The 23,477-nt window shown below is 63.6% G+C and carries 23 protein-coding genes and 1 riboswitch; of the genes, 11 read left to right on the forward strand and 12 right to left on the reverse strand.

The genetic code is table 11. From position 1 onward, the window contains the following. Positions 1 to 18: 18 nt before the first annotated feature. The gene (locus tag LB545_RS18755) at positions 19 to 1,029 is read right to left on the reverse strand and encodes a zinc-dependent alcohol dehydrogenase family protein (RefSeq protein WP_224671832.1); all 1,011 of its coding nucleotides are present in this window, start codon (positions 1,027 to 1,029) and stop codon (positions 19 to 21) included. A 97-nt stretch (positions 1,030 to 1,126) separates the two neighbouring features. Here LB545_RS18755 and LB545_RS18760 point away from each other — a divergent pair, with 97 nt between their 5' ends. Continuing rightward, the gene (locus tag LB545_RS18760; protein ID WP_224705622.1) at positions 1,127 to 1,738 is read left to right on the forward strand and encodes a TetR/AcrR family transcriptional regulator; all 612 of its coding nucleotides are present in this window, start codon (positions 1,127 to 1,129) and stop codon (positions 1,736 to 1,738) included. Positions 1,739 to 1,838: 100 nt separating this feature from the next. Here the strand turns inward: LB545_RS18760 and groL are convergent, their stop codons facing one another. The 3 genes from groL to LB545_RS18775 all read right to left on the reverse strand — a co-directional run bounded on the left by groL (position 1,839) and on the right by LB545_RS18775 (position 4,880). Beyond that, positions 1,839 to 3,494: a chaperonin GroEL gene (gene groL / locus LB545_RS18765; RefSeq protein WP_140494274.1), complete on the reverse strand. Its 1,656-nt coding sequence runs from the start codon at positions 3,492 to 3,494 to the stop codon at positions 1,839 to 1,841. 69 nt (positions 3,495 to 3,563) lie between these two features. Continuing rightward, the gene (groES, locus tag LB545_RS18770) at positions 3,564 to 3,860 is read right to left on the reverse strand and encodes a co-chaperone GroES (RefSeq protein WP_006203049.1); all 297 of its coding nucleotides are present in this window, start codon (positions 3,858 to 3,860) and stop codon (positions 3,564 to 3,566) included. 393 nt (positions 3,861 to 4,253) lie between these two features. Next, complete coding sequence (locus LB545_RS18775; protein ID WP_181165128.1) at positions 4,254 to 4,880, reverse strand: TetR/AcrR family transcriptional regulator; 627 nt, start codon at positions 4,878 to 4,880, stop codon at positions 4,254 to 4,256. A gap of 126 nt (positions 4,881 to 5,006) precedes the next feature. Here LB545_RS18775 and LB545_RS18780 point away from each other — a divergent pair, with 126 nt between their 5' ends. From LB545_RS18780 to LB545_RS18790, 3 genes are read left to right on the forward strand one after another with little or no spacing between them, the layout of a single operon-like run. After that, on the forward strand, positions 5,007 to 6,188 hold the full coding sequence (locus tag LB545_RS18780; RefSeq protein WP_140494272.1) for an MFS transporter: 1,182 nt from the start codon (positions 5,007 to 5,009) through the stop codon (positions 6,186 to 6,188). Between the two features lie 12 nt (positions 6,189 to 6,200). Then, entirely contained in the window at positions 6,201 to 7,493 is a 1,293-nt protein-coding gene (locus LB545_RS18785) for a D-arabinono-1,4-lactone oxidase (RefSeq protein ID WP_140494270.1), read from the forward strand. After that, positions 7,490 to 8,629: a DSD1 family PLP-dependent enzyme gene (locus LB545_RS18790; RefSeq protein ID WP_224705623.1), complete on the forward strand. Its 1,140-nt coding sequence runs from the start codon at positions 7,490 to 7,492 to the stop codon at positions 8,627 to 8,629. Before LB545_RS18785 ends, LB545_RS18790 begins: the two co-directional genes overlap by 4 nt. Positions 8,630 to 8,769: 140 nt before the next feature. Here the strand turns inward: LB545_RS18790 and LB545_RS18795 are convergent, their stop codons facing one another. The 7 genes from LB545_RS18795 to LB545_RS18825 all read right to left on the reverse strand — a co-directional run bounded on the left by LB545_RS18795 (position 8,770) and on the right by LB545_RS18825 (position 14,620). Next, positions 8,770 to 9,225, reverse strand: a complete 456-nt coding sequence (locus LB545_RS18795; RefSeq protein ID WP_181167562.1) for a DUF2442 domain-containing protein — start codon at positions 9,223 to 9,225, stop codon at positions 8,770 to 8,772. Further along, positions 9,218 to 9,445, reverse strand: coding sequence for a DUF4160 domain-containing protein (locus LB545_RS18800; RefSeq protein WP_140515532.1), 228 nt, complete (start codon positions 9,443 to 9,445; stop codon positions 9,218 to 9,220). Before LB545_RS18800 ends, LB545_RS18795 begins: the two co-directional genes overlap by 8 nt. 219 nt (positions 9,446 to 9,664) lie before the next feature. After that, positions 9,665 to 10,708 (reverse strand): ABC transporter permease, encoded by a 1,044-nt coding sequence (locus tag LB545_RS18805; protein WP_140557115.1) that lies wholly within the window; start codon positions 10,706 to 10,708, stop codon positions 9,665 to 9,667. Further along, on the reverse strand, positions 10,705 to 11,502 hold the full coding sequence (locus tag LB545_RS18810) for an ATP-binding cassette domain-containing protein (protein ID WP_140560600.1): 798 nt from the start codon (positions 11,500 to 11,502) through the stop codon (positions 10,705 to 10,707). Before LB545_RS18810 ends, LB545_RS18805 begins: the two co-directional genes overlap by 4 nt. A gap of 85 nt (positions 11,503 to 11,587) precedes the next feature. Next, positions 11,588 to 12,595 carry a substrate-binding domain-containing protein gene (locus tag LB545_RS18815; protein WP_140565111.1) on the reverse strand — a complete coding sequence of 336 codons (1,008 nt, stop codon included), beginning with the start codon at positions 12,593 to 12,595 and terminating at the stop codon, positions 11,588 to 11,590. 85 nt (positions 12,596 to 12,680) lie between these two features. Then, entirely contained in the window at positions 12,681 to 13,586 is a 906-nt protein-coding gene (locus LB545_RS18820) for a sugar phosphate isomerase/epimerase family protein (RefSeq protein ID WP_181169909.1), read from the reverse strand. A 2-nt stretch (positions 13,587 to 13,588) separates the two neighbouring features. Then, a complete protein-coding gene (locus tag LB545_RS18825) occupies positions 13,589 to 14,620 on the reverse strand; it encodes a Gfo/Idh/MocA family protein (protein ID WP_140631406.1) in 1,032 nt (343 codons plus the stop codon). Positions 14,621 to 14,801: 181 nt separating this feature from the next. Between LB545_RS18825 and LB545_RS18830 the strand changes: the two genes are divergently transcribed. The 7 genes from LB545_RS18830 (at position 14,802) to LB545_RS18860 (ending at position 22,791) form a co-directional block, all read left to right on the forward strand. Next, positions 14,802 to 15,827: a LacI family DNA-binding transcriptional regulator gene (locus LB545_RS18830; RefSeq protein ID WP_140631409.1), complete on the forward strand. Its 1,026-nt coding sequence runs from the start codon at positions 14,802 to 14,804 to the stop codon at positions 15,825 to 15,827. A 62-nt stretch (positions 15,828 to 15,889) separates the two neighbouring features. Beyond that, a riboswitch (cobalamin riboswitch) is annotated at positions 15,890 to 16,099 on the forward strand. Positions 16,100 to 16,355: 256 nt separating this feature from the next. Beyond that, positions 16,356 to 17,144, forward strand: a complete 789-nt coding sequence (locus tag LB545_RS18835; RefSeq protein WP_140631411.1) for an ABC transporter ATP-binding protein — start codon at positions 16,356 to 16,358, stop codon at positions 17,142 to 17,144. Positions 17,145 to 17,189: 45 nt separating this feature from the next. Continuing rightward, positions 17,190 to 18,137, forward strand: a complete 948-nt coding sequence (locus LB545_RS18840) for an ABC transporter substrate-binding protein (RefSeq protein ID WP_140631414.1) — start codon at positions 17,190 to 17,192, stop codon at positions 18,135 to 18,137. An 8-nt stretch (positions 18,138 to 18,145) separates the two neighbouring features. After that, complete coding sequence (locus LB545_RS18845) at positions 18,146 to 19,165, forward strand: FecCD family ABC transporter permease (RefSeq protein ID WP_181165125.1); 1,020 nt, start codon at positions 18,146 to 18,148, stop codon at positions 19,163 to 19,165. A 128-nt stretch (positions 19,166 to 19,293) separates the two neighbouring features. After that, positions 19,294 to 19,773: a MarR family winged helix-turn-helix transcriptional regulator gene (locus tag LB545_RS18850; protein WP_140495025.1), complete on the forward strand. Its 480-nt coding sequence runs from the start codon at positions 19,294 to 19,296 to the stop codon at positions 19,771 to 19,773. Next, entirely contained in the window at positions 19,770 to 20,948 is a 1,179-nt protein-coding gene (locus LB545_RS18855) for an HlyD family secretion protein (RefSeq protein WP_140494249.1), read from the forward strand. The genes LB545_RS18850 and LB545_RS18855 overlap by 4 nt, the downstream gene beginning before the upstream one ends. A 310-nt stretch (positions 20,949 to 21,258) precedes the next feature. Further along, positions 21,259 to 22,791 (forward strand): DHA2 family efflux MFS transporter permease subunit, encoded by a 1,533-nt coding sequence (locus LB545_RS18860; protein ID WP_140494247.1) that lies wholly within the window; start codon positions 21,259 to 21,261, stop codon positions 22,789 to 22,791. Between the two features lie 53 nt (positions 22,792 to 22,844). Here the strand turns inward: LB545_RS18860 and LB545_RS18865 are convergent, their stop codons facing one another. Next, positions 22,845 to 23,351 carry a CAP domain-containing protein gene (locus LB545_RS18865; protein WP_224705624.1) on the reverse strand — a complete coding sequence of 169 codons (507 nt, stop codon included), beginning with the start codon at positions 23,349 to 23,351 and terminating at the stop codon, positions 22,845 to 22,847. Positions 23,352 to 23,477 lie beyond the last annotated feature (126 nt).

A 23,477-nucleotide genomic window follows, 5' to 3' on the forward strand; every position in this document is an offset into this window, starting at 1 on the left:
TTCGATCGATATGAAAGATCAGGCTCCGTCGATGACGACCTTCCCGAACACGTCGCCCTGCTGGAAATAGCGGTAGGCGTCGCGGGCCTCGGCGAAGGGGAAGACCTTGTCGATGACCGGTCTCAACCGGTGCGCCGAGACGGCGTTGAGCATCGTTTCGAGGTTTGCGCGGCTGCCGACGAACAGACGGCCGATTGTGACGAGGCTGCGCTGATAGACGGCGCCCGGGATCTGCACCGTTGCGCCCTTCGCATCCTGAATGGTGAGCAGCACGATGCGCCCGTAAAGCGCGCTGGCGATCAGCGACTGCGCGAAGGTCGGCGGGCCGCCGGTTTCGACGGTAAGGTCGATACCGCCGGTTTCGCCACGCACCATCGCCCCCCATTCCGGCATGTCGGTCGAGGACACGACGAGGTCGGCCCCCATCGCCCGCAGCTTGCCGACCTTCTCGGCGCGAGAGGTGACGGCGACGACGCGGCAGCCGAGCAGCTTGGCGAACTGCAACGCGAACAGCGAGACGCCGCCCGAGCCTATGACCAGAACCCATTGGCCAGGCTTGGGAATCTCCGCCCCGGTCAGTGCGTTCCAGGCTGTCAGGCCGGCGCAGCTCAGCGTTGCCGCCTCGCGCCAGTCGAGATGCTCGGGAAGTCGCACCGCCCATTGCTCGTCAAGCACGGCGTACTCGCCGAGCATGCCATCCAGCGTGCAGCCGAGCTGGTCGATCAGTCCGGCATTGATGCGGCCATCGATCCAGCGGGCGAAATAGCTGCCGGTGACACGGTCGCCGACGGCAAAGCGTGTGACATCATCGCCGATGGCGACGACCTCGCCGGCGCCGTCGCTGAGCGGAACGATCCCGCGGCGCGGTGTCAAGGGGTAGGTGCCATTGAGGATCATCGTATCGCGTCGGTTGAACGAGGTGGCGCGCACCCGCACCACGATCTCCTGGGGCCTTGGCTCCGGCCGCACCTCTTCCCGCATCACCAGACATTCGGTTCCGCCCAAACCCTCAAGACGATAGCTGCGCATTTCGGCTCTCGATTATATAGACTGATCTACATATTATGTAGACCAGTTGTCATATTTCTGGCAAGGCTTATAAGGATCTCTCCTGACAGAGGTTGACATGGCGAACGATACGAGAGCCCGCATACTCGAAACGACCGGATTGCTGCTCAGGCGGCGCGGCTATCACGGCACTTCGCTCAATGACATACTGAGCGCCAGCGGCGCCCCGCGCGGCTCGCTCTATTTCCACTTTCCCGGTGGCAAGGATCAGCTGGTCGTCGAAGTGACGCGCGCCAGCGTGGCCGAGGTGACTGAGAGGCTTGGCGCCGAGCTGGCGGCGGAAAGCGATCCGGCGGTTGCCGTTCACCACATTTACCAGTCGGTCGCTCGCATGCTGGAGGACAACGAATTCTCGCTCGGCTGCCCGATCGCGCCGGTCGTGCTCGATGCGCCGAACGACGTGCCGGACTTGGAGGAAATCTGCCGCTCCGCTTTCGAGCAGTGGATCGGCCTGCTGCGCCAGGCGTTTGTCAGGGCAGGGGTGGTCGAGCGCCGCGCACGGGCGCTGGCGCTGTTGGTCGAGTCCTCGCTGGAAGGCCTGATGGTGATTGCCCGCGCCACCCGCGATCGCTCATCGATCAACGTCGTGGCCGATGAGGTGGCTACCCTGATCGAGCAGGCAGTCCTCGCCGGCAAGGCGACGCGGCAAGCGGAGAGCACTGCTATCTGACGCTGGTTCCAACCGACTACGCTGAAGCAAAGCCTGAATGTGCAAAGAAAAGGGCGGCATCGCTGCCGCCCTTTCCGCATGCATAAAGCAGATGGCTGGATTAGAAGTCCATGCCGCCCATACCGCCCATGCCGCCGCCGCCCATGCCGCCAGGCATGCCGCCGCCAGCCGACTCCTTCTTCGGAGCCTCCGCGATCATGGCTTCGGTGGTGACCAGCAGGCCGGCGACCGAGGCCGCGTCCTGTAGAGCCGTACGCACGACCTTGACCGGATCGACGATACCCATGGCGATCATGTCGCCATATTCGCCGGTCTGGGCGTTGTAGCCGAAGGTCGCGCCCTTGTTCTCGAGGATCTTGCCAGCAACGATCGATGCTTCCGCACCGGCGTTGGCAGCGATCTGACGGGCCGGGGCCTGCAGTGCGCGGCGAACGATGTTGATGCCGGCGGCCTGGTCGGAGTTGACGCCGGTGGCCTTGAGGTTGCCCGAAGCGCGCAGCAGGGCCACGCCACCGCCGGCAACGATGCCTTCTTCTACGGCCGCGCGGGTCGCGTTGAGGGCGTCATCGACGCGGTCCTTCTTTTCCTTCACTTCCACTTCGGTCGCACCGCCGACGCGGATAACGGCAACACCGCCGGCGAGCTTGGCCAGGCGCTCCTGCAGCTTCTCCTTGTCGTAGTCCGAGGTGGTCTCCTCGATCTGCTGCTTGATCTGGGCAACGCGGCCCTGGATCTCGGCCTTCTTGCCGGCGCCGTCGACGATGGTGGTGTTCTCCTTCGAGATCGACACCTTCTTGGCGCGGCCGAGCATGTTGAGGCCGACATTCTCGAGCTTGATGCCGAGGTCTTCGGAGATGACCTGGCCACCGGTGAGGATGGCGATGTCTTCCAGCATGGCCTTGCGGCGATCACCGAAGCCCGGAGCCTTGACGGCGGCGATCTTCAGGCCACCGCGCAGCTTGTTGACGACCAGCGTGGCCAAGGCCTCGCCTTCGACGTCTTCCGAGATGATGAGCAGCGGCTTGGAGGTCTGCACGACCGCTTCCAGGACCGGCAGCATGGCCTGCAGGTTGGAGAGCTTCTTCTCGTGGAGCAGGATGTAGGCGTCCTCGAGATCGGCAACCATCTTATCCGGGTTGGTGACGAAGTAGGGCGAGAGATAGCCGCGGTCGAACTGCATGCCTTCGACGACTTCCAGCTCGGTCTCGGCGGTCTTGGCTTCCTCGACGGTGATGACGCCTTCGTTGCCGACCTTCTGCATCGCTTCCGCGATCATCTTGCCGACCGACTCGTCGCCATTGGCCGAGATGGTGCCGACCTGGGCGACTTCCTCGGAGGTCTTGATCTTCTTGGCGGCCTTGCCGAGAGCTGCGACCACTTCGGTCACGGCCAGGTCGATGCCGCGCTTCAGGTCCATCGGGTTCATGCCGGCGGCAACCGCCTTGTGGCCTTCCTGGACGATCGACTGCGCCAGAACGGTCGCGGTCGTGGTGCCGTCGCCGGCGATGTCGTTGGTCTTCGAAGCGACTTCGCGGACCATCTGTGCGCCCATGTTCTCGAACTTGTCCTCAAGTTCGATTTCCTTGGCGACGGTGACGCCGTCCTTGGTGATGCGCGGTGCGCCGAACGACTTGTCGATGACGACGTTGCGGCCCTTGGGGCCGAGCGTGACCTTCACCGCGTCGGCGAGGATGTTGACGCCGCGCAGCATGCGCTCACGGGCGTCGCGGGAGAATTTTACGTCTTTGGCAGCCATGTTCAACTCCTGGCAGGGGCTCGGATCGAGCCCGAAGATTTAAGATTCAGTTGATGGAAAGGCCGATATTCAGCCGATGATGCCCATAATGTCGGATTCCTTCATGATCAGAAGGTCTTCGCCATTGAGCTTGACTTCGGTGCCCGACCACTTGCCGAACAGGATGCGGTCGCCAGCCTTAACGTCCAGGGGCACGAGCTTGCCAGCTTCGTCGCGGGCGCCGGAGCCGACGGCGATGATCTCGCCTTCCTGCGGCTTTTCCTTCGCCGTGTCGGGGATGATGATCCCGCCGGCGGTCTTGGATTCGGATTCGACCCGGCGTACGACCACGCGGTCATGAAGCGGGCGGAACTTCGACTTTGCCATGTTTTCTTCCTCGATGAGAACGGTGAGAAACAGTTCCTCCGTCCGGCGAAGCCGGACAATCTACAAAGCCCGGCGGTACCGGACCTGTGGTTAGCACTCACCCAGGGCGAGTGCTAACGTGGCGGTGAAATAGGCTGCTGGCTGGCGAGAGTCAAGGCGCGCGCGAGCGGGCAGCGGCGCGAAATTTTGTTTTCCGCGAAAGCCCGCTCGCAGAACGTGCCAGTTGCCGCTGGCCTTTCATGCGAAATGCGCCGGTTCCTCCCGCAATCGACGGCAAAACAAGGCGCGGAGGGGTGCTCTGCCGCTATCGGTCAGAGATCCTGCCGCCCGATACTTCGATACGCAAGACGTGTCGATGTCACGGGAGAGGGGCGCGAAAGCCGCCGCCGAAAACTACAGAAACAATCTCAGCTGCGTATGGATGATGGACCTGTAGTCGTCGATCGTGCGGCGGCCTTCCTTCTCGTCCTGCGTCAGCGCTAGCCGCACGACGCCGCCGGCAAGCTGGAAGATCAGGAACACCACGCGCGCGAAGTCTTCGCGCCGGTCGGGCCGCAGCATCGGAGCGACGTGGTCGCAGAACATCTTGGCCTGGTGCCTTGTCTCAGCAATGTCGAGGTTCTGCAGCGCCTTGTCAGCCTGTATCGCGTTCTGCAGATCCTGGATGGCCGGGTCGTCGGCCACGCGCCGGTAATAGTCCTCGATCATGCGGTCCGCGGCAGCCGTCACGTCCTCAAGCCCACTTATTTCGGCGATGATCTCGCCGAAGCGTGCGCGGCTTTCCTCCGAGAAGCGCTCATAGAGCATCGCCAGTATCGCCGATTTATTGGGAAAATAATGGTAGACGGTGGCGATCGGTCCTCCCGCCAGAGCGCCCACTTCCTTCATCGTCACTGCGTCGATGCCTTTTTCGCCGATCAGCCGCATGGTCGTCGAAAGGATCGCGTCGATGCGTTCGCGGCTCCGCTCCTGCTTGGGCCTGCGCCTCGGCGCCGTCGCCATCCGCCTTGCTTCCGCCATGCGCCCAATCTCTCGCGAGAGCTTCAAAATTCCCGGTTGACAAGAAACATGATCAAGTATCAGTTTCGTAATGCTGACAAGTTGTCAGCTTTTTTATCGCACTGCAAGGACGTTGGGAGGCGCCTCGTGACTGCGACGCAAGCCGTACAAGCGGAAAATGGCGATTGGCTGGTCGGCAACCCGACCGGCGTCGAGCTCGGCTCCGCATTATGGATCGGCTCGGTCGGGCTGCTGATCCTCGGGCTTCAGCCCGTGCTGCTTGGCGCGCTTTACACCGAGGGCCATGTCAGCGGCGATGAACTGGCGCTGGTCGCCACGGCGGAGATGATCGCGATCGCCATCGGTTCAGCCGTGGTGGCGATGCTGCTTTCCGCGCGCAACATGCGCTGGAAAAGCGCCGTCCTTTTGATCCTGCTGGCCCTGGCGAATGTGTGGACCGCCCATGCCGCAAGCGCCAATGCGCTGATCGCCGCCCGCGCCATCGCCGGGCTGGCTGAGGGCGGCCTGGTCGCGATCGCCACCGAACTGATCGCCCGTTCGCGCCGGGCGGAGCGCATCGGCGGCTATTTCGTGACGCTGCAGACCCTGGCGCAATGTGCGCTCGCTCTGCTTTTGGCACTCTATGTCATTCCCGAGGCGGGGTCGTCCGGCGGCTTCATCGTGCTTGCCGTCGTCTGCGTCGTCTCGCTGGCGGCCGCTTTCACCGTACCCGGTGACTACGCCGACCTGCCGAAAGAGGAGAACCTGGCCAATGTGCTGACGGTTCCGTCGATCACCGCGCTATTGTCGGTCTTCTGCTACTTCATGTTCTTCGGCGCGATCTGGGCCTTCCTGGAACCGCTCGGTGCGCAGTATGGGATTGATAGCTGGACCGTCGGCCTGATCGTCTCGGCCAGCCTGGCGACGCAGGTCCTGGGCGCGATGACGGCGACCGTGTTCGAGGCGCGCATCGATTACCGCATTGCCATTACGGCCATCGGTGCCGTCGCGCTGGTCTCCTCCCTTGTTCTTGCCAGCGCACCTGGCCTGACGACATTCTGGATCGCCGCCTTGATCATGGGCTTCATCCTGTTGTTCATCGTACCTTATCAGATCCGGCTGACGATCACGGCGGACGAGACGCGTACCGCCGTGCTGCTGGTGCCGGCTGCACAGCTCTTCGGTCTGGCGATCGGGCCGGTCGCGGCGTCGCTGCTCATCGACGGCAAGGATTTCCGGCCCGTGCCGGAATTCGCCGCGGCAAGCGCGTTTGCCAGCGTGGCCCTGCTTGGCCTGTTCGTGGCCACTATGCGCCGTCGGCGCGCTTGACGGGACGGCTGGATGTCGACGATCACCGCGCGGAACTGGAGCAACTGGTCGGGCTTCGTGCGCGCCGAGCCGAAGCTGGTCGCCACTCCAACCGACGCCGGCGAGCTTGCCGATCTGGTGCGCACGGCACCTGGGCCGCTGCGCGTGGCGGGTGCTGGCCACTCCTTCACGCCGCTGGTGGCATCGCAAGGCTCGATCGTTTCCCTGGAGAAGATCGAGGGGCTGGTCTCGCACGATGTACAAAGCCATCGCGCGCGGGTGCGGGCAGGGACGCGGCTCGGCCCGCTGATGCACATACTGCAAGGCCTGGGCCAGGGCCTGCCCAATATGGGCGACATCGACCGCCAGGCGATCGGCGGCGCGCTGGGCACCGCCACCCATGGTTCCGGGCCGGCGCTGGGTGCTTATCACACCCAGTTGGAGACGGTGCAGATCGTGGACGGACGGGGCGAGTTGCGCGAATTCGATCGGACCCGCGACCAGGACATGATCCAGGCGATGGGCGTTGCGCTCGGCTCCTTCGGCATCTTGACCGAAGTCACGCTGAACAACATCGCGACCTACCGGCTGCGCCGCCGCAAGTGGGTGCTGCCGATCGCCGACATGCTGCGCGATTTCGAGACGATGATGGCCGCGCACCGGTCGGCCGAATTCTACTACATCCCGTTTTCCGGCTACGCGCAGTTCATCGCCAGCGACCTCAGCGACGCGAACCCGACCACCAGGCCTACCGAGCACGACGAGGCCGGCCTGGCGACGCTACGCAAGCTGAGCAGGGCGCTGCGCCGGCTGCCATGGCTGCGCCGCTCCTTGATCCGCGGCGCCGTGAAGAAGGTGCCGGCCGAGGATTATGTGCAGGACTGGCTCAACGTCTATGCCAGCGACCGGCAGACCAAGTTCAACGAGATGGAGTATCATCTGCCCTTCGAGGAGGGGCCGAAGGTGATCACGCAGATCATCGAGCTGACCGAGAAGCACTTTCCGGAAGTTTATTTTCCGATGGAGGTGCGCTCGGTGGCACCCGACATGTTCTGGCTTTCGCCCTTCTACAAGCGTCTGACCTGCTCGATCGCCATTCACCACGATGCCGCCAACGACCCTGAGCCCTTCATGCGGGCGGCCGAGCCGATCTTCCGCAGGCATGGCGGCCGGCCGCATTGGGGCAAGATGCACAGCCTAAAGGCGGCGGATCTCAAAAAGCTCTATCCGCGCTGGGATGATGCCATGGCCGTTCGGGGAGACATCGATCCCGAGAACCGTTTCGTCTCGCCCTACATGGCCGGCCTGTTCGGCATCGGCCAATGAGCGGCTATTTCACCGCGCTGTCGGATGCGTTGAGGGCGGCCGGCGTCTTTCAGCCTTGTCTCGTGCTCGACCGCGACCGGCTGGACCGCAACATCGACCTGGTGAAGCAGAGACTGGCGCCCGGCCTTGCCGTGCGGCTGGTCGACAAGTCGCTTGCTTGCCTGCCGCTGCTTTCGCACATCGCCGGGGCGCTCGGCACCCATCGCTTCATGACGTTTCATCCGCCGATCACAAGCGCGGTGCTCGACGCTTTTCCCGATGCCGACATGCTCTACGGCAAGCCGATGCCGGTCGGCGCGGCAAAGCAGGCGATTTCAAGCAGTACCGCCGACTGGTCGCGTATCTGCTGGCTGATCGACAGCGAGGAGAGACTGGCGGAATACGGCGCTCTGGCCGCCGAACTGGACATCGGGTTGCGCATCGCTTTCGAGATCGATGTCGGGCTGCATCGGGGCGGGTTCGCGGAACCGCGCGCGCTGTCGAAGGCATTGAACGCGCTGCCCGCCCGGCTGCGCTGCGAAGGCGTCATGGCCTACGAGGCGCACGCGCCGAACATTCCCGGTCTGTTCGGCGGTCCCCAAAAGGCGCTGGCAGAGGCGTCGCAGCGGGCCGCGGCATTCATCGCGGCTCTCGGCGAGGACCAGCACCGAACGCTGAACATCGGCGGCTCGAAGACCGCGTTGCTTCATCGTGGCGGCATGGCCAACGAAGTGTCGATCGGGTCGGCCTTCGTGCTGCCCGGGGATTTCGATACGCCCGGCCTCGACGGCTTCCAGCCCGCGGCCTTCATCGCCACGCCTATCCTCAAGGTGGTCGAGCCGATGCTGCCCGGCCCGCCGGCGGTCACCCGCCTGCTGCAGACGATCGGCCGGTTTCCGCGCAAGGGCTGCTATCTCTATGGCGGCAAATGGATGGCCGAACCGGTGTTTCCCGAAGGCATGGAGACCAATGGCCTGCTTGGCCTTTCCTCGAACCAGCAATTCATGGGCCTGCCCGGCGATGCCACCACCAGGTCAGGCGACTACGCCTTCCTGCGTCCGACGCAAAGCGAGGCGGTGCTGCAGCAGTTCGGATCGATCGCGGTCTTTTCGGGCGACAGGCTCGTGGACCGCTGGCCCGCGCTGCCAATGGGGTAGGGCATGGTGCCTCGTTACGATGAGTCCAAACCAGACGCTTCGATGTAACAGACCGACCGTCAACCCAAAGCCACGATGCGCCGGCGACCAGCAGCCGCATGCTTGGAACAGTCAGCGAGCCTATCCGCCTCCAGACGGGGTCATCGTTGACCGGCCTTCTCGGCGAGATATCGAGTAGCCAACGCGATTGAATTGGGGATCGGTGTCGATCCTCTATAGTTGGCAATTTGGCGCCTGGAGATTTCCAACTGGAGCGCCATCCCCTCAAGCGAGAATTTCAGCAGATCGTCCATGATATGGCGGAATTCCCGGTTCTCCATACCAATTGAGGGCAGGGTATCGATCCATTCGGCTGTCAACTCGACTCCCCCGTCCCACTCGATTGCATTGCCGTCTTCGTTAACCCGCATGGTTCCAAACAGCTCGTCATTGTCGCGAAGCGGAATGAAGTGTCGATGGCTATTCAATACTGGATTCAGGTCAACCGTATTGGAGCGGCCGTCTCGCCAGGTGATGCGCACGCGGCGGCCATCAATCATGGTGACCGAGGCGATCCTGGGGAGCGGATTGCCGACTGTTACGATGTCGTCAACCATTGAGGCGGGTCCATTCATTGCGCAACTCCTCTTCATGCGAGTTAGCCCAAGCGATTACGGCATCGAGGTCTTTGCGATGCATTTGGCCACGCAACACGTTCCATGAGCCAATCCTGATCAGGACTTCATACTCACCCTTCAACGCGTGAAAGTGAGGCGGGTTATGGTCATCCGCAAAGACCTGAATCTTGATGCCGTCGAGAACCTTCAAAGTGGGCATGTGGCTGTTCCATCGCGCCAAATTTAATGCAGAGGGTGCACTAAATCAAGCGAAAGTGCACTGGGTGCACCCAAAGCGTCGCATTTCATCAGTTTGATCGATATTGCGCGTGACGTAAATCGACGACCCCGGCCCTGCGTTCTCGTCCGCGCGGCCGCCGTTGTAGCTACCGGATTGAGCTCGGACGGTCGCGCCGAACGGCCGGCCTTGGGTAGCGTTTCAGCGGTAGCGCGCCTGGTTCCAGCGGTGGCCAAGCAGCGACAGGATGATGATCAGCCCGTTGAAGAACTGCACATAGAAGCCGCTGAGGCCGGCAGCGACGACGCCGGTCTGGATGAACGCCACCGTCAGCGCGCCGATAGCGCCGCCAAGCACGGTACCGATGCCGCCCCAGGTCGGCGTGCCGCCGACGAACACCGAAGCCAGCACCGGCAACAGATAGCCGTCGCCGGCGGTTGGCCACCAGGTGAAGTTGATCATCGTCGAGAAGGTGCCGCCGATCGCGGCCCCGATACCGACGAAGACGAACACCTTGACCTTCACCCGCTTGACGTCGATGCCCATCTGCTGGGCGCTGTCGGGATTGTCGCCGACCACCTTCACCTGCGCGCCGAAGCGGTGGCGGTTGTAGAGCAGCGCGGCGAACACGACGAAGGCGAGCGCCCACAGGATCTGTACCGGAATCCCGTAAACCTGGCTGGAGAAGATCGTATAGGTCCAGCTTTGCCCGAGCGTCGGCAGCGCGGTCGACTTGCCTTCGTTGATGATCTGGATCAGCCCGCGCAGCAGGAAGTTCATGCCGAGCGTGGCGATCAGCGACGACAGGCTGCCATAGACGACCAGCACGCCGACCAGGAAGCCGAGCAGCATGCCGGTGGCGAGTGCTGCGACGATGCCGAGGAAGGGATCGTAGCCGGCCTGAACGACCAGCGCGAAAACCCAGGAGGCAAAACCCATCGTCGCCGGAAACGACAGGTCGATTTCGCCGGCGGTAACGACAAAGACCAGCGGCACGACCACGAACAGCGCCACCGGCAGCGTGGTCAGCACCGAGCTGTAGAGGAACCAGGTGGTGAACACCGTCGGATTGGCGATGGTGAAGGCGACCATCATCACCACGAAAACGCCGAGCGTGCCCAGCGCCGCGCGATTGTCGAGAACGAAGCCGCGCAGCAAATGATCCGACGGGTGCTTCCACGCCGCTTCGCCCATTTCGGTATGGGGCGAGGGAGCCTGGCGATTGGGCTCGGCGATGTTGCTCATGGCCTTGTGTCCTCCGCGCGCTGGGCTTCGCCCAAGCCGGGCAGTCCGCCGGGATGCGCGAGGTCTTCCATGAAATTGACGAGCGTGTCGGCCGACTTGATGTCGCGCTTGTCGGCCTGCAGCGCCACAGTGCCACGATCGAGCACGACGAAACGGTCGGCGATGTCGAAGACATGGTGGATGTTGTGGCCGATGAACAGGATCGAGCGCCCGCTCGCCCGCACCTGGCGCACGAAGTGGAAGACCTTGGCGGTTTCGGTCAGCGACAGAGCCGTTGTCGGCTCGTCGAGGATGATCAGGTCGGCCTGCTTGTAGATGGCGCGCGCGATCGCCACGCCCTGGCGCTCGCCGCCGGAAAGCTGGCCGACGACGGACTGCGGCGTGAACACTTTCGAAGTGAAGCCGATCTCGCGCATAAGCCGGCTCGCCTCCCTGATTTCGGTGCCGACTTTCAGCCAGCCGAGGAAGCCGGTGAGTTCGCGTCCCATGAAGATATTGCGCACGATGGTCTGCTGCACGGCCAGCGCCCGGTCCTGGAACACGGTCTCGATGCCGGCGTCGCGCGAGCGCGCCGCGTTCCAGCCGGTGACCGGCTTGCCGCGAACGAGGATCTCGCCGTTGGTCGGCTTGACCGCGCCGGCGAGGATCTTGATCAGCGTCGACTTGCCGGCGCCATTGTCGCCGATCAGTCCGACCACCTCGCCGCGGTCGACGCTGAGATTGACCCCGCCAAGCGCGTAAACCTGGCCGTAGGATTTCGTGATGTCGCGCAGTTCGATGATGCGTTCGGCCATCGGGTCCTCGCTTGCTTGTCGCATGCCGGGCCTCGCCGGCGGTCCCGCCGGCCGGGCCTGAGCCCCCGGCCGGCGGCTTGGGAGGTCAGCGCAGTGCCTGCTTGGCCAGTTCGGCGACGATCTTGTAATTCTCAGGCGTGACGAAGCCGGCGCCGGTATCGACATTCATCGGTGCCAGCCCCAGCACCACTTGCTGGCAGAGGCTGAGGATCGGCAGATAGCCCTGCATGAACGGCTGCTGATCGGCGGTCAGCTGCACCCAGCCGCCCTTGAAGGCCTCGACGATCTGCGGGCTGGTGTCGAAGCCGAAATTGAAGATGTCGCCCGGCTTCCGGCCCGCCGCCGTCATATAGGTCTGGACGTTGCCGAGCATCTGTCCGCCGGGGTAGCCGACGGCCTTTACGCCGGGGTTGTTGAGCAAGGCGGCGGTGATCACCGGGATCGCCAGATTCGGATCGGCCGCCCATTCGGTTGCGGAATTGATTTGAACGACATCGATGCCGGCCTCTTTCAAGGCGGAGACGGTTCCTCGCTCGCGGGCGCCGCGGCTCTCATTCTCGAACGGGCCGATCATGATTGCCTTGTCACCGGCCTTGAGCTTGGCCAGCTTGAAGGCTTCCGCGCCGAGCGCGCGGCCCTGCTGTTCCTGCTGCGCGCCGACATAGCCGCCGCCGAAGGCCGTCACCACCGTCGGCACCGGCACGTTCTGGTACATCATCTTGATGCCGTCCTTATGCGCTTGTTCGGCCAGCGGCATGATGGCGGCGTCGCCGGGGTGGCCCATCATGGCAATACCGTTGGGCTTGACGGCGACCGCCTCGCGCAGCTGCTGGACCATTTTTTCGATGTCCCAGCCTGAGAAGATGTAATCCACTTTCGGTCCGAGATCGGCCGCAGCCTGCTTGGCGCCATTGTAGACAATGGTGCCGAAAGCGTCGCCCTCGGCGCCGCCGACGAAGAAACGGATGTGGACGTCCTTGCACCATTGCGCGTCGAGCGCCTGTGCCGGCAAGGTGGAGATGGCGGCGGCGAGCGCCGTGGCGGTCGCCACCACGGTCGTGCGCAGAAGTGTCGTTCTCTTGGCGATGCTCATGCACGTTCCTCCCTTTTGTCCTCGCGAGCGAGGGTTTCGACATCTGCTTCGGCAATCCCGTCCGGCTCCTCCCGCCGGCCAATCCTCACGTCGGGTTCGGCAGGTAGCTCAGGCCTCCCCTGCATTGCTGGAGGTATTCCAGCGCGCGGACCTGGCCTGTCATTTCAAGATCGTCGCGATAGACCGGGTCGTGCCAACCTTCGATGTCGATGGCGCCCTTGTATCCGGCCAGCCGCAATTCGCTGATCACCCGCGTCCAGTCGCTGTCGCCGAAGCCGGGCGTGCGCATCTGCACGAAGGGCAGGCGGCCGAAGACGCCGTGCTCGCGTATGACATCCCAGCGCACCGTCGCGTCCTTGCCGTGGACATGGAAGATGCGATGCGCCCATTTGCGGATCTGCGGGATCGGGTCGATCAGATAGACCAACTGATGGCAGGGCTCCCATTCCAGACCCAGATTCTCATCCGGCAATTCGTTGAACATCAGTTCCCAGGCGTCCGGATTATGGGCGATGTTCCAGTCGCCGGCGGCCCAGTTGCCATCCATGGCGCAATTCTCGAAGGCGATGCGCACGCCCTTGTCGGCCGCGCGTTTGGCCAATTCGCCCCAGACTTCGCGGTAGCGCGGCAGGCTGTCGGTCAGCGGCTTGCCGCGGATGCGGCCGGTAAAACCGCTGACCAGATTGGTGCCGAACAGATGCGCGCTGTCGATCGCCGTTTCCCAGGCCTTGAGCACGCCGCGGTCGGTGTCGCCGCTCTCGAGTGGATTGCCGAACACGCCGATCGAGCTGACGCTGACATCGGCATCGCCGATCGCGTCGCGGATCTCGCCGGCGAGCCGCCCCAGGTCCTTGCCGCCCAGCGTCTGCCAGAAGAAGGGCTGGACGCTCTCGAAACCGAGCGGCAGGATCTGCCTGACATAGGCGGCCGGGTCTTCGAGATTGGCCCGCACCATGGTGCCGATCCTGATGTCGAGAAGCGGGTCCGCCATGGTCATCCTTCCTGCCTGGGGATTTCGATCCGGCGCCCGGTCTCGGCGCTTTCGATCGCCGCGAAAACCATGGCCAGGCTCTTGATATTGTCGGCGCCGCGCGTCTCCGGCTCGGTGCCGGTTTCCACGGCGCGGACGAAATCTTCCATGACGCCGAGATGCCCGCCGATGCGGTCGGCAGGGTCGAGCGGCGGCACCGCTACCGGCACGACCTTGTCGAGCAGGCCTTCGCGTTCCGGCAGCACGGCTTCGGCCTTCAACTCGTCATGACCATCCCAGGTCAGGCTGCCGCGTTCGCCGACGATGCGCCAACTGCCTTCCCAACTGGTGCGGAAACCGTCGGCGCACCAACTGCCGCGATAGGTGAACATCTTGCCCTGGCCGAGCTCGAAGGTGGCGCTTGCCGACGATCCCTGCCGGTACCAGGAATTGGCCGGCTCCCATTCCCGGCAATACACTTCGGTCGGCTCGCCATCGACCATGTAGCGGGCGGCGTCGAATGTATGGATCGCCATGTCGAGCAGCAGCACATGGCGCATGCCTTCGCGGAAACCGCCGAAATGCGGCGCAATGAAAAAATCGGCATGGATGCTGGTCGCAGCGCCGATGGCGCCGGAGCCGAGGAAGCGCCGGATGCGCCGGACGTTGGCGACGTAGCGGCGGTTCTGCACCACGGCATGGATGCGCCGGGCGCGCCGCGCATCGTCGATGATGGCGCGCGCATTGTCCGGGCTGTCGGCCAGCGGCTTTTCCGTCAACAGATGACAGCCATGGGCAAAGGCCGAATTCGCCACGGCGCGACGGGCGGCAGGCACGACCACGTCGAACACCGCATCGGGTCTGGTCTGGGAGAGAACGACGTCGAGATCGGTCCCGATCGCGACCCCGGCGAGGTCGTATTCGCGTGCCCGCTGGCGCGCCCTGTCGGCGTCGAGGTCGACGAGACCGACGATCTTGACGGCAGGGGATTGGCTGATGGCCTCGAGCCAGGTTTTGCTCATGGCTCCGCACCCGACCAGGACGACGTGCATCATCCAGCGCTCCTCCGGCCAACCCCTCCTGGCTGGCACCCACGGCAGTCCGTAAATGACTTCCGTAAACGTTTACGATGACACACCCGATGGCATATATTGTCAATCGGATTTGTACCGTCGGCTCTGAAACGCCTTGGCCGCACGACCGGCTGGTGCTAGCCAGAAGCAGGAGGGGGAGGTCTTGGCGTCCAGCATTCACGATCTTGCGCGGCACCTGAACATTTCGATCGGTACAGTCTCGCGCGCGCTTAACGGGCGCGCCGACGTGAACGCCGAGACACGCCAGCGCGTGCTCGAGGCGGCCCGGAAGCTCAATTATTCACCGAACCACTCGGGCAGGAACCTACGCCGCGGCACCACCCATGCCGTGGCTTTCATGCTGCAGCCGCATCCGGGCGACCAGCAGTATGGCGAGCCGTTCTTCATTCCGTTCCTCACCGGACTGCAAGCGACATTGGCCGAGTGCGGGCTGGACCTGATCATCGTCATGGGCGCGCCGGCGGATTATCAACAGGAGCGGCTGCGCCGCGTCGTCGAGACGCGTCGTGCCGATGCCGTCGTACTGGCCTGGACGCGGCGCGAGGACGATCGCATCGACTATCTGAGCAAGGCCGGCTTTCCCTTCGCGACGCTCGGCCGAAGCCGGTCCGGCGACGACAGCTATCCCTCTCTGGATCTGGATTTCGAGAAGGCGGGCGCCGATGCGGTCGACCGGCTGGTTGCGCGTGGCCACCGCCGCATCGCCGCCATCCGGCCGTCGCTTGACCTGAATTTCGGTTATCTGTTTCTGGAGGGTTATTGCAAGGCGCTGCGGCGGCACGGCATCGAAGTCGATCCCGGCCTGATTGTGGACGGTTTTATCAACGAAGCCAGTGGCTACGCGGTGACACCGCAAGTCATGCGGTCGAAGGATCCGCCGACCGCGATTATCTTCAACAACGACTCGATGGCGCTCGGCGGCTGCAAAGCGCTCGCCGAAATGGGGATCAAGCCCGGGCAGGATGTCGCGGTGATCGTCATCGTCGACACGCCGCTCTGCCGTTATTTCTCGCCGGCGCTGACCGGCTTTCGTCCGAGCCTTGACCCGATGGGGCGGCGGCTCGGCGAAATCCTGCTCGCCTCGCTCCCGGCTTTCGCCGGCGCGAAAGGGCCAGAGATCATTCGCGAGGTCTGGCCGCTGGAACTGGTGGCGCGCGATAGTGATTGACCACACGTTTGTATCGTTATAACAGAACATGCATCGACCTTGCCTCGACGCTGCCTGCATCCTAGGCTGCGACTCGTGATGGTCCCCGCGCCGCAAGGCGAGGGGTGAAAAGGGAACATGGTGAGGCCCGATTTTCGGGTCGAAGCCATGGCTGCCCCCGCAACTGTAAGCGGCGAGCAAAATCCGAGAAGCCACTGGCCGGCAAGGCTGGGAAGGCAGGATGGCGCAACGACCCGCGAGCCAGGAGACCTGCCATCTGCATGGGTTGACCGGACGGGGTGTGCCGGGAGGAGACGCGGGGTTCGGTCTTGTCGACCGGTTCAAGCCAGCTTCCTTCCGTCGCCATTTTTGAAAGTGACGGAAGTTGGACGGCTCCATCGATCGCATTCACTGCATTCCCATGCATCGCATCATCGTGTGCACGCTTTGCCGCGATATCGCCACCGAGGTGAATTCAGGCCAGCGTCCGGCAGGATTGGCAAGCAAGACGCTGGCCCGTATTCCGGCAGGCCCTGCAAGGAATTGCCCATGACCGCGCCGCTTCTCGATGCCCGCGACCTGGCCGCAGCGGCGGATGGCCTGCATCTGGTGTATCCGGTCAGCCTTTCGGTGGCGGCGGGCGACCGTCTCGCCATCATCGGTCCCAACGGCGCCGGCAAGACGACATTGCTGCGCATGCTATCGGGCATGCTGAGGCCGAGTTCGGGCGAAGTGAAGCTAACCGGGCGCTTGCTGGACAGGATTTCGACCGCCGAGCGGGCGCTGCACATCGCCGTCGTCGGCCAGACCGATCAACCGGATCCACGGCTGGCGGTGATCGACTATGTCGAGCTCGGCCGGGTTCCGCATACCGGCCACAGGCACAGGAGCGAGGAACGCGACATTGTCGTCGAGGCGCTGCGCCGGACCGGGCTGTTGCCGCTGCTTGGCCGCACCATCGGCTCGCTGTCGGGCGGCGAGCGCCAGCGCGCCCAGCTTGCCCGCGCCATCGCGCAGGAGCCGAAGATCCTGTTCCTCGACGAGCCGACCAACCATCTCGACCCGCGGGCGCGCAGCGAGTTGCTCGAACTGGTTGCAGGCCTCGGCATGACCGTGATCGCGGTGCTGCACGATCTGGCGCTGGTGACGCCTTTCGCCACCAGGGTCGCGGTGATGAGCCATGGCCGGTTGCATGTGCTGGCGCCGCCACGCGAAGCACTCACCCAGCAGCTGATCCGCGAGATCTTCGGTATCGAGGTCTTTAGGTTGCGCCACCCGACGGAGGACCGCGAGCTGACGGTGTTCGAGGTTCCGAACCGTGCCGCGCCATCTTCGTGATCGAAGCCATTTCCGGCAGATCCTGTTCAACAAGGAGCAACATCCGTGAAACGCCTTGCCGTGTCTCTTGCCTTCTCCCTGCTCGGCTCTACGGCCTTCGCCTTTCCGGTGACGGTCGACAGCTGCGGCAAGCCGCTGACCTTCGACGCGCCTCCAAAGCGCGCCGTCATTCACGATCTCAACATGGCCGAGATGGCCTTCGCACTGAAGCTGCAGCCGTCGATCGTCGGCCTGACCGGCATCACTGGATGGTACAAGGTCACTCCCGAATTCAAGGCCGAACAGAGCTCGATCCCCGAACTGGCGCCCAAATATCCGACGCTGGAAAACCTGGTCGCTGTCGAGCCCGACTTCTTCTTCGCCGGCTGGTATTACGGCATGAAGCCGGGCGGCGAGGTGACGCCCGATACGCTGGCGCCACACGGCATCAAGACCCTGGTGCTGACGGAAAGCTGCGTCCATCTCGACAAGAACCGGCCCGCCGCTTCGATGGACCTGCTCTATGGCGATGTCGAGAAGCTGGGCAAGATCTTCGGCAAGGAGGCCGAAGCGGATAAGCTCGTCTCCGGCTGGAAGGCGCAGCTCGCCGAAATCACGGCCAAGGTCGGCGACCGCAGGGGAACGCGCGTCTTCCTCTATGATTCCGGCGAGGACAAGCCGTTCACATCAGGCAAGTTCGCCATTCCCAACGCCATGATTTCCGCGGCCGGCGGCGACAACATCATGGCCGACATGGACACCAGCTGGGGCAACACGGATTGGGAGACGGTGGCCTCGCGCAATCCGCAATTCCTCATCCTGCTCGACTATCAGGATGGCGGCGGCTACCGGAAGCTGCTCGATTTCCTGAAAGCGCATCCGGCAATGAAGGAGACGGACGCGGTCAGGAACGAACGCTTCGTGGCGCTTCGCTATGCCGAACTGACCCCCGGACCGGCCAACATCGAAGCGATCGGCAAGATCGCCAGGGCGATGCATCCGGAAGCATTTTAACCGGGAACATGACTTTGCGGCACAAGGCATTCCTATTGGCCATGACGGCGGCGGCGTTGGCAATCGCCGCGTTCGCGCTGCTGTCGATCGCCTATGGCTCGACGATGATTCCGCTGGGCGACGTCGTTGCAGCACTTGGCCATGCGATCGGATTGAAGGGGCATGACGTGTCCGGCCCGGTCGGCAGGATCGTCGTCGACCTCAGATTGCCGCGCATAATCCTGGCCATCTGTGTCGGCGGCGGCCTGGGCGTGGTCGGCGCGCTGTTACAGACGGTGACGCGCAACGATCTTGCCGATCCGTTCCTGTTCGGCCTCTCGTCGGGAGCCGCCGCCGGCGCTGTCTCCGTCATCACCGTCTTCGGCGACAGTTTCGGGATCTGGACGCTACCGATCGCTGCGTTCACCGGCGGTATTCTGGCGGCTTGCGTTGTGCTTTTGCTGGTTGCGCGGGTGAGGGGACAAGGCCCCGAACGGCTGATCCTCGCCGGACTTGCGGTCTCCTTCATGTTCACCGCATTGACCAATTACCTGGTCTTTGCCGGTGACCAGCGCGCCGCCCATTCGGTGCTGTTCTGGACGATGGGCGGGCTCGGCCTTGCGCGGTGGGACAATATCTGGCTGGGTGCGCTTGGGGCCGGCACGATTGCGGCGTACGGGCTGTGGAATCATCGCCGGCTGGACGCTTTCCTGGCCGGCGAAAATGCCGCCGAAAGTCTTGGCGTGCCGGTGGCGCGAATGCGACGGACGACGTTTCTGGTCGCCGCTTTTTCGACCGCGATCCTGGTTTCGGTCGCTGGCGTCATCGGCTTCGTCGGCCTCATGATCCCGCATCTGTCGCGGCCGCTGGCCGGCGCGCTGCATCTGCGCCTGATCGTAAGTTGCGCGCTGTTCGGGGCCGTGCTGTTGCTGGCAAGCGACCTTCTGGCGCGCACATTGCTGCCGCCGCAGGAACTGCCGATCGGCATCATCACCAGCTCGCTCGGCGCCTTCTTCGTTGTCACCATGCTGATCCGCAACCGCTTGTAATGGGTGTCGCGGCGGCCGAAATCATCGGACGCAGCCATGATTGTGCTGCACGGCTGCCATGCACGTTTGCCGGCTTCTGGAACAATGCCGGACTTGAATGATAAGCACGCTTATTATATATGCCACTCATGGTTTCCGAAGGCGTAGACAGATTGGGATTTTTGATCCACGACGTGCAGCGGCTGATGCGAAAGCGCTTCGAAGCGCGCGCCAGCGGCCTTGGCCTGTCCTCGGCGCAATGGCGCCTGATGGTTCGCGTCGCCAAGGAAGCGGGCGTTTCGCAGGCGCGGCTTGCCGAACTGCTTGAAATCGAGCCGATCAGCGTCTCGCGGCTGGTTGACCGGATGGAGGAGGGCGGCTGGATCGAGCGCCGCTCCGACGCCGCCGACCGCCGCGTGCGCATGATCTTCCCAACTCCCAAGGCAAGTGCCGCGTATGCGGAGGTCAAGAGCCTCGCCGGCGAAGTCTATGAGGAGTCGCTGACCGGCGTTTCGCCGGACGATCGCCGCGTCCTGATCAGGGCATTGGATGCGATGGCACAGAATCTCGCGGATGGCGATTCACCGTCCTGCGACAAGGTCAAGAATACGGAAGGCGCAGCAGCATGAACGCGGTAGCCAAGGTCGACGAAAACGCCGCCAAAGTGGAAATGGAAGCGCCGCAGCAGCCGGCCGCGGCCCCTGTTACAATGACACCTCCGGCAGAGCCGGCGCCGGTGCCAAAGAAGAAGCGCCGTCTCGGCCGCTTCTTGTTGATGTTCGCACTGCCGGCGGCGTTGGTCATTGGTGGCGGCTATGTCTGGGTCACTGGAGGGCGCTACCAGGAGACGGAGAACGCCAACCTGCAGCAGGCCAAGGTATCGATCGCCTCGGACACGGCGGGCCGCATCGTTCAGGTCGCCATCTCGGACAATCAGAGGGTGAAGCAAGGCGATCTTCTCTTCGCCATTGACCCCGAGCCTTACCGGATCGCACTTGCGCAGGCCGACGCGGCGGTGGCCGCCGCGCGGCTCAACGTCGAACAGCTGCGCGCCGCCTACAGCCAGGCCATGGCGCAGGAGAAATCCGCCAGCAGCGAAGTTGCCTATGCCCAGTCGCAATACGACCGTGCCGCCGATCTCGCCCAGAAAGGCATCAACGCCAAGTCTTCGCTCGATGAGGCCAGGAACGATCTCGATAAGGCAAAGCAGCAGCTTGCCGTCGCCCAACAGGGCATCGTCAGCGCCAAGGCGGCGCTGGGCGGCAATCCCGATATCGAGACCGACAAACATCCGACCGTGATGTCGGCGCTCGCAGCGCGCGACAAGGCTGCCTACGACCTGGCGCAGACCACGGTGAAGGCGCCTGCCGATGGCGTCGTCTACCAGGCCGCGTCCTTCAAGGTCGGCCAGTATGTCGGCTCCGGCACGCCGCTGTTCTCGCTGGTCGAGACCGGCGATACCTGGATCGACGCCAATTTCAAGGAAACACAGCTGACCAATATGAAGCCGGGCCAGAAGGCAGAAATCGTGGTCGACACCTATCCGGGCAGGACCTTCGAAGCGACCGTCAAGGCTATCGGCGCCGGCACCGGAGCGGACTTCTCGCTGCTGCCCGCCCAGAACGCTACCGGCAACTGGGTCAAGGTCACCCAGCGCATTCCGGTCCGCCTGGAGCTGAGCGATCCCGACGCCAAGATGATGCTGCGCACAGGCATGAGCGCGGCCGTTACCGTCGACACGGGCGTGGCGCGCGGCCTGCCTGGCATTTTCGGCCACGCCACGGCTGGCGAGGTCGCGAAGTAAATCAGCGGAAGCCCGCGGGGATCATGCGGGTGGACGCACTGAGCAGGGGGATTGGTCTGATGGGAGGAGTTGAAGGGGCAGCCTTCGGGGCAAACCGCATCGCGGCTTGATCGAAAGCTGAAATCTTCGACACGGACCCGTCGGTCCTCATGTTTCCGGGCGGCAGGCATCCGCTCAATCGAGACTTTCGGTCGATGTAACCCCCACATCGATAATCGCGTCCCACCGCGATGAGGGTCTCTCAACGGAAGGCTTTGCCGCCCGGAAACCCTGTGTACACGTTTTTGTTACCGGCTGGAAGTTCCGCATTATGAGCACGCCAGAACCTTTCAAAGAAGTGCCGCATCGTGGCCTGATCACGGTTGCGCTCATGCTGGCGACGATCATGCAGGCGCTCGACACCACGATCGCCAACGTCGCGCTACCGACCATGACCGGCGATCTCGGCGCCTCGCCCGACAACATCAACTGGGTGCTGACCTCCTACATCGTGGCGGCGGCGATCATGACGCCGGTCACCGGCTGGCTTGCGGACCGTTTCGGCCGCAAGGAACTGTTCCTGACGGCGGTGGTCGGCTTCACCATCTTCTCGATGCTGTGCGGCCTGGCCTGGAGCCTTGAAACCATTGTGTTGTTCCGGCTCATGCAAGGCGTGTTCGGCGCCGCGATCGTGCCCCTGTCGCAGACCTTCCTGCTCGACATCAACCCGAAGGAACGCCACGGCCAGGCAATGGCCATCTGGGGCGCCGGCATCATGCTGGGGCCGATTCTGGGTCCCACGCTTGGTGGCTGGCTGACCGAGAATTTCAGCTGGCGCTGGGTGTTCTTTATCAACCTGCCGGTCGGCATCGTCGCCTTCCTCGGCATGGCCGCTTATCTGCCGGCCATTGCGCGGCGGGTGCGAAGCTTCGATTTCTTCGGCTTCGCCATGATATCGCTCGGCGTCGGCGCTCTGCAGCTGCTGCTCGATCGTGGTGGCGAGGTCGACTGGTTCTCGTCGGTCGAGATCTGGATCGAGCTTGGCCTTTCGATAACCGGCTTCTGGGTGTTCATCATCCACACGATGACGGCAGAGCATCCCTTCATCGACCCCAAGATCTTCCTCGACCGCAATTTCGTGACCGGGCTGGCGTTCATCTTCGTCATGGGCGTGCTCATCCTGGCGAGCATGTCGCTGCTGCCGCCGATGCTGTCGACCATCTTCGGCTATCCGACCATCACCATCGGCATCGTGATCGGGCCGCGCGGCGTGGGGACGATGATCTCGATGCTCGTCGTCGGCCGGCTCATGAGCAAGGTCGACGCCAGAATCCTCGTCGTCATCGGCTTCCTCCTGACCGCGCAGTCGCTCTACACGATGGCCGGCTTCTCGCCCCAGATGGACAACTGGCTGATCATCACTTCCGGCATCATCCAGGGCCTGGGAATGGGAATGGTATTCGTGCCGCTGTCGACGGTGGCCTTCGCCACGCTTGACGTACGCTTCCGCACCGATGCCACGGCTTTGTTCAGCCTTGTGCGCAACCTCGGCTCGTCCATCGGCGTATCGGTCGTGACGGTGCTCATGGTGCGCAATACACAGATAAATCACGCCGAGCTTTCCACCTTTATCAATCCGTTCAACCCCAATCTGTGGGCGGTTTCGCCGGCGGCGGCCGGCGGCGACCAGATGGCATTGTCCCAGGTCGACAGGATGGTGAACATCCAGGCGATGATGATCTCTTACGTCAACGACTTCAAAATCCTGATGATAATGACGCTGGCCGCCATTCCGTTCGTGATCCTGCTGCGCAAGCCGAAGACGGCGCCGGCTGGCGGCGCGCCGGCGGCACATATGGATTGATATTCGCCGACGGCTGTCCGCTGCCGGCGATGCCGCTGCCGGCGATGGCTTTGCTACCTTCCGAGCACCAGGGCCCAGTAGCGGAGGCTGGGGTCGCGGCCGTCGCGGACATAGGCAAGCCCGAAACGACTGAAGTCCGGGTCGAGTATGTTGCGCCGGTGGCCGGTCGAATGCATCCAGATATCGAACAGTTTCTGCTGGTCGAAGCGGCCTTCGGCGATGTTCTCGGCCGCAGCGCCGTGCACACCATTGTCCTTCATGCGCGAGGCGAAATCCTTGCCCCAGCCGGTGGTGTGACTCATGCGCGTCCGCGACGCCATGTAGCCGGCCTGCTGCAACGCCGCCTGTTCGAGCTGGGTGTCCGCGGTCAGCGGAGTCCGCCCGGCCGCAGCGCGCAAGTTGGCCAGGGTGGCCGTGGCGGAGGAAGAGACACCTGCGCCCTCACCGGTGGGCACGGAAACGGTGGTGCAGGCGGCAAGCCCGGCAATGGCCGCAAGGCCGATCAGCAAGGAGCGCCTTGTCCGGCGCGGTTCTGGAGGGAGGTCGATGACAGTGTTCATTCCTGCCTGCATAGTCGCGATCATGGCTTTTGACGGGCAAGCCGAAGAAACTGTCGAGGAAATTGATGCCTTGGCCTTCGCTGATCGCACCGCGTAGTCTTCAAACGTTGCGTTTGGCCATCCAGC

This window comes from Mesorhizobium sp. BR1-1-6 (genome assembly GCF_020165355.1).
Taxonomy (GTDB): Bacteria; Pseudomonadota; Alphaproteobacteria; order Rhizobiales; family Rhizobiaceae; genus Mesorhizobium.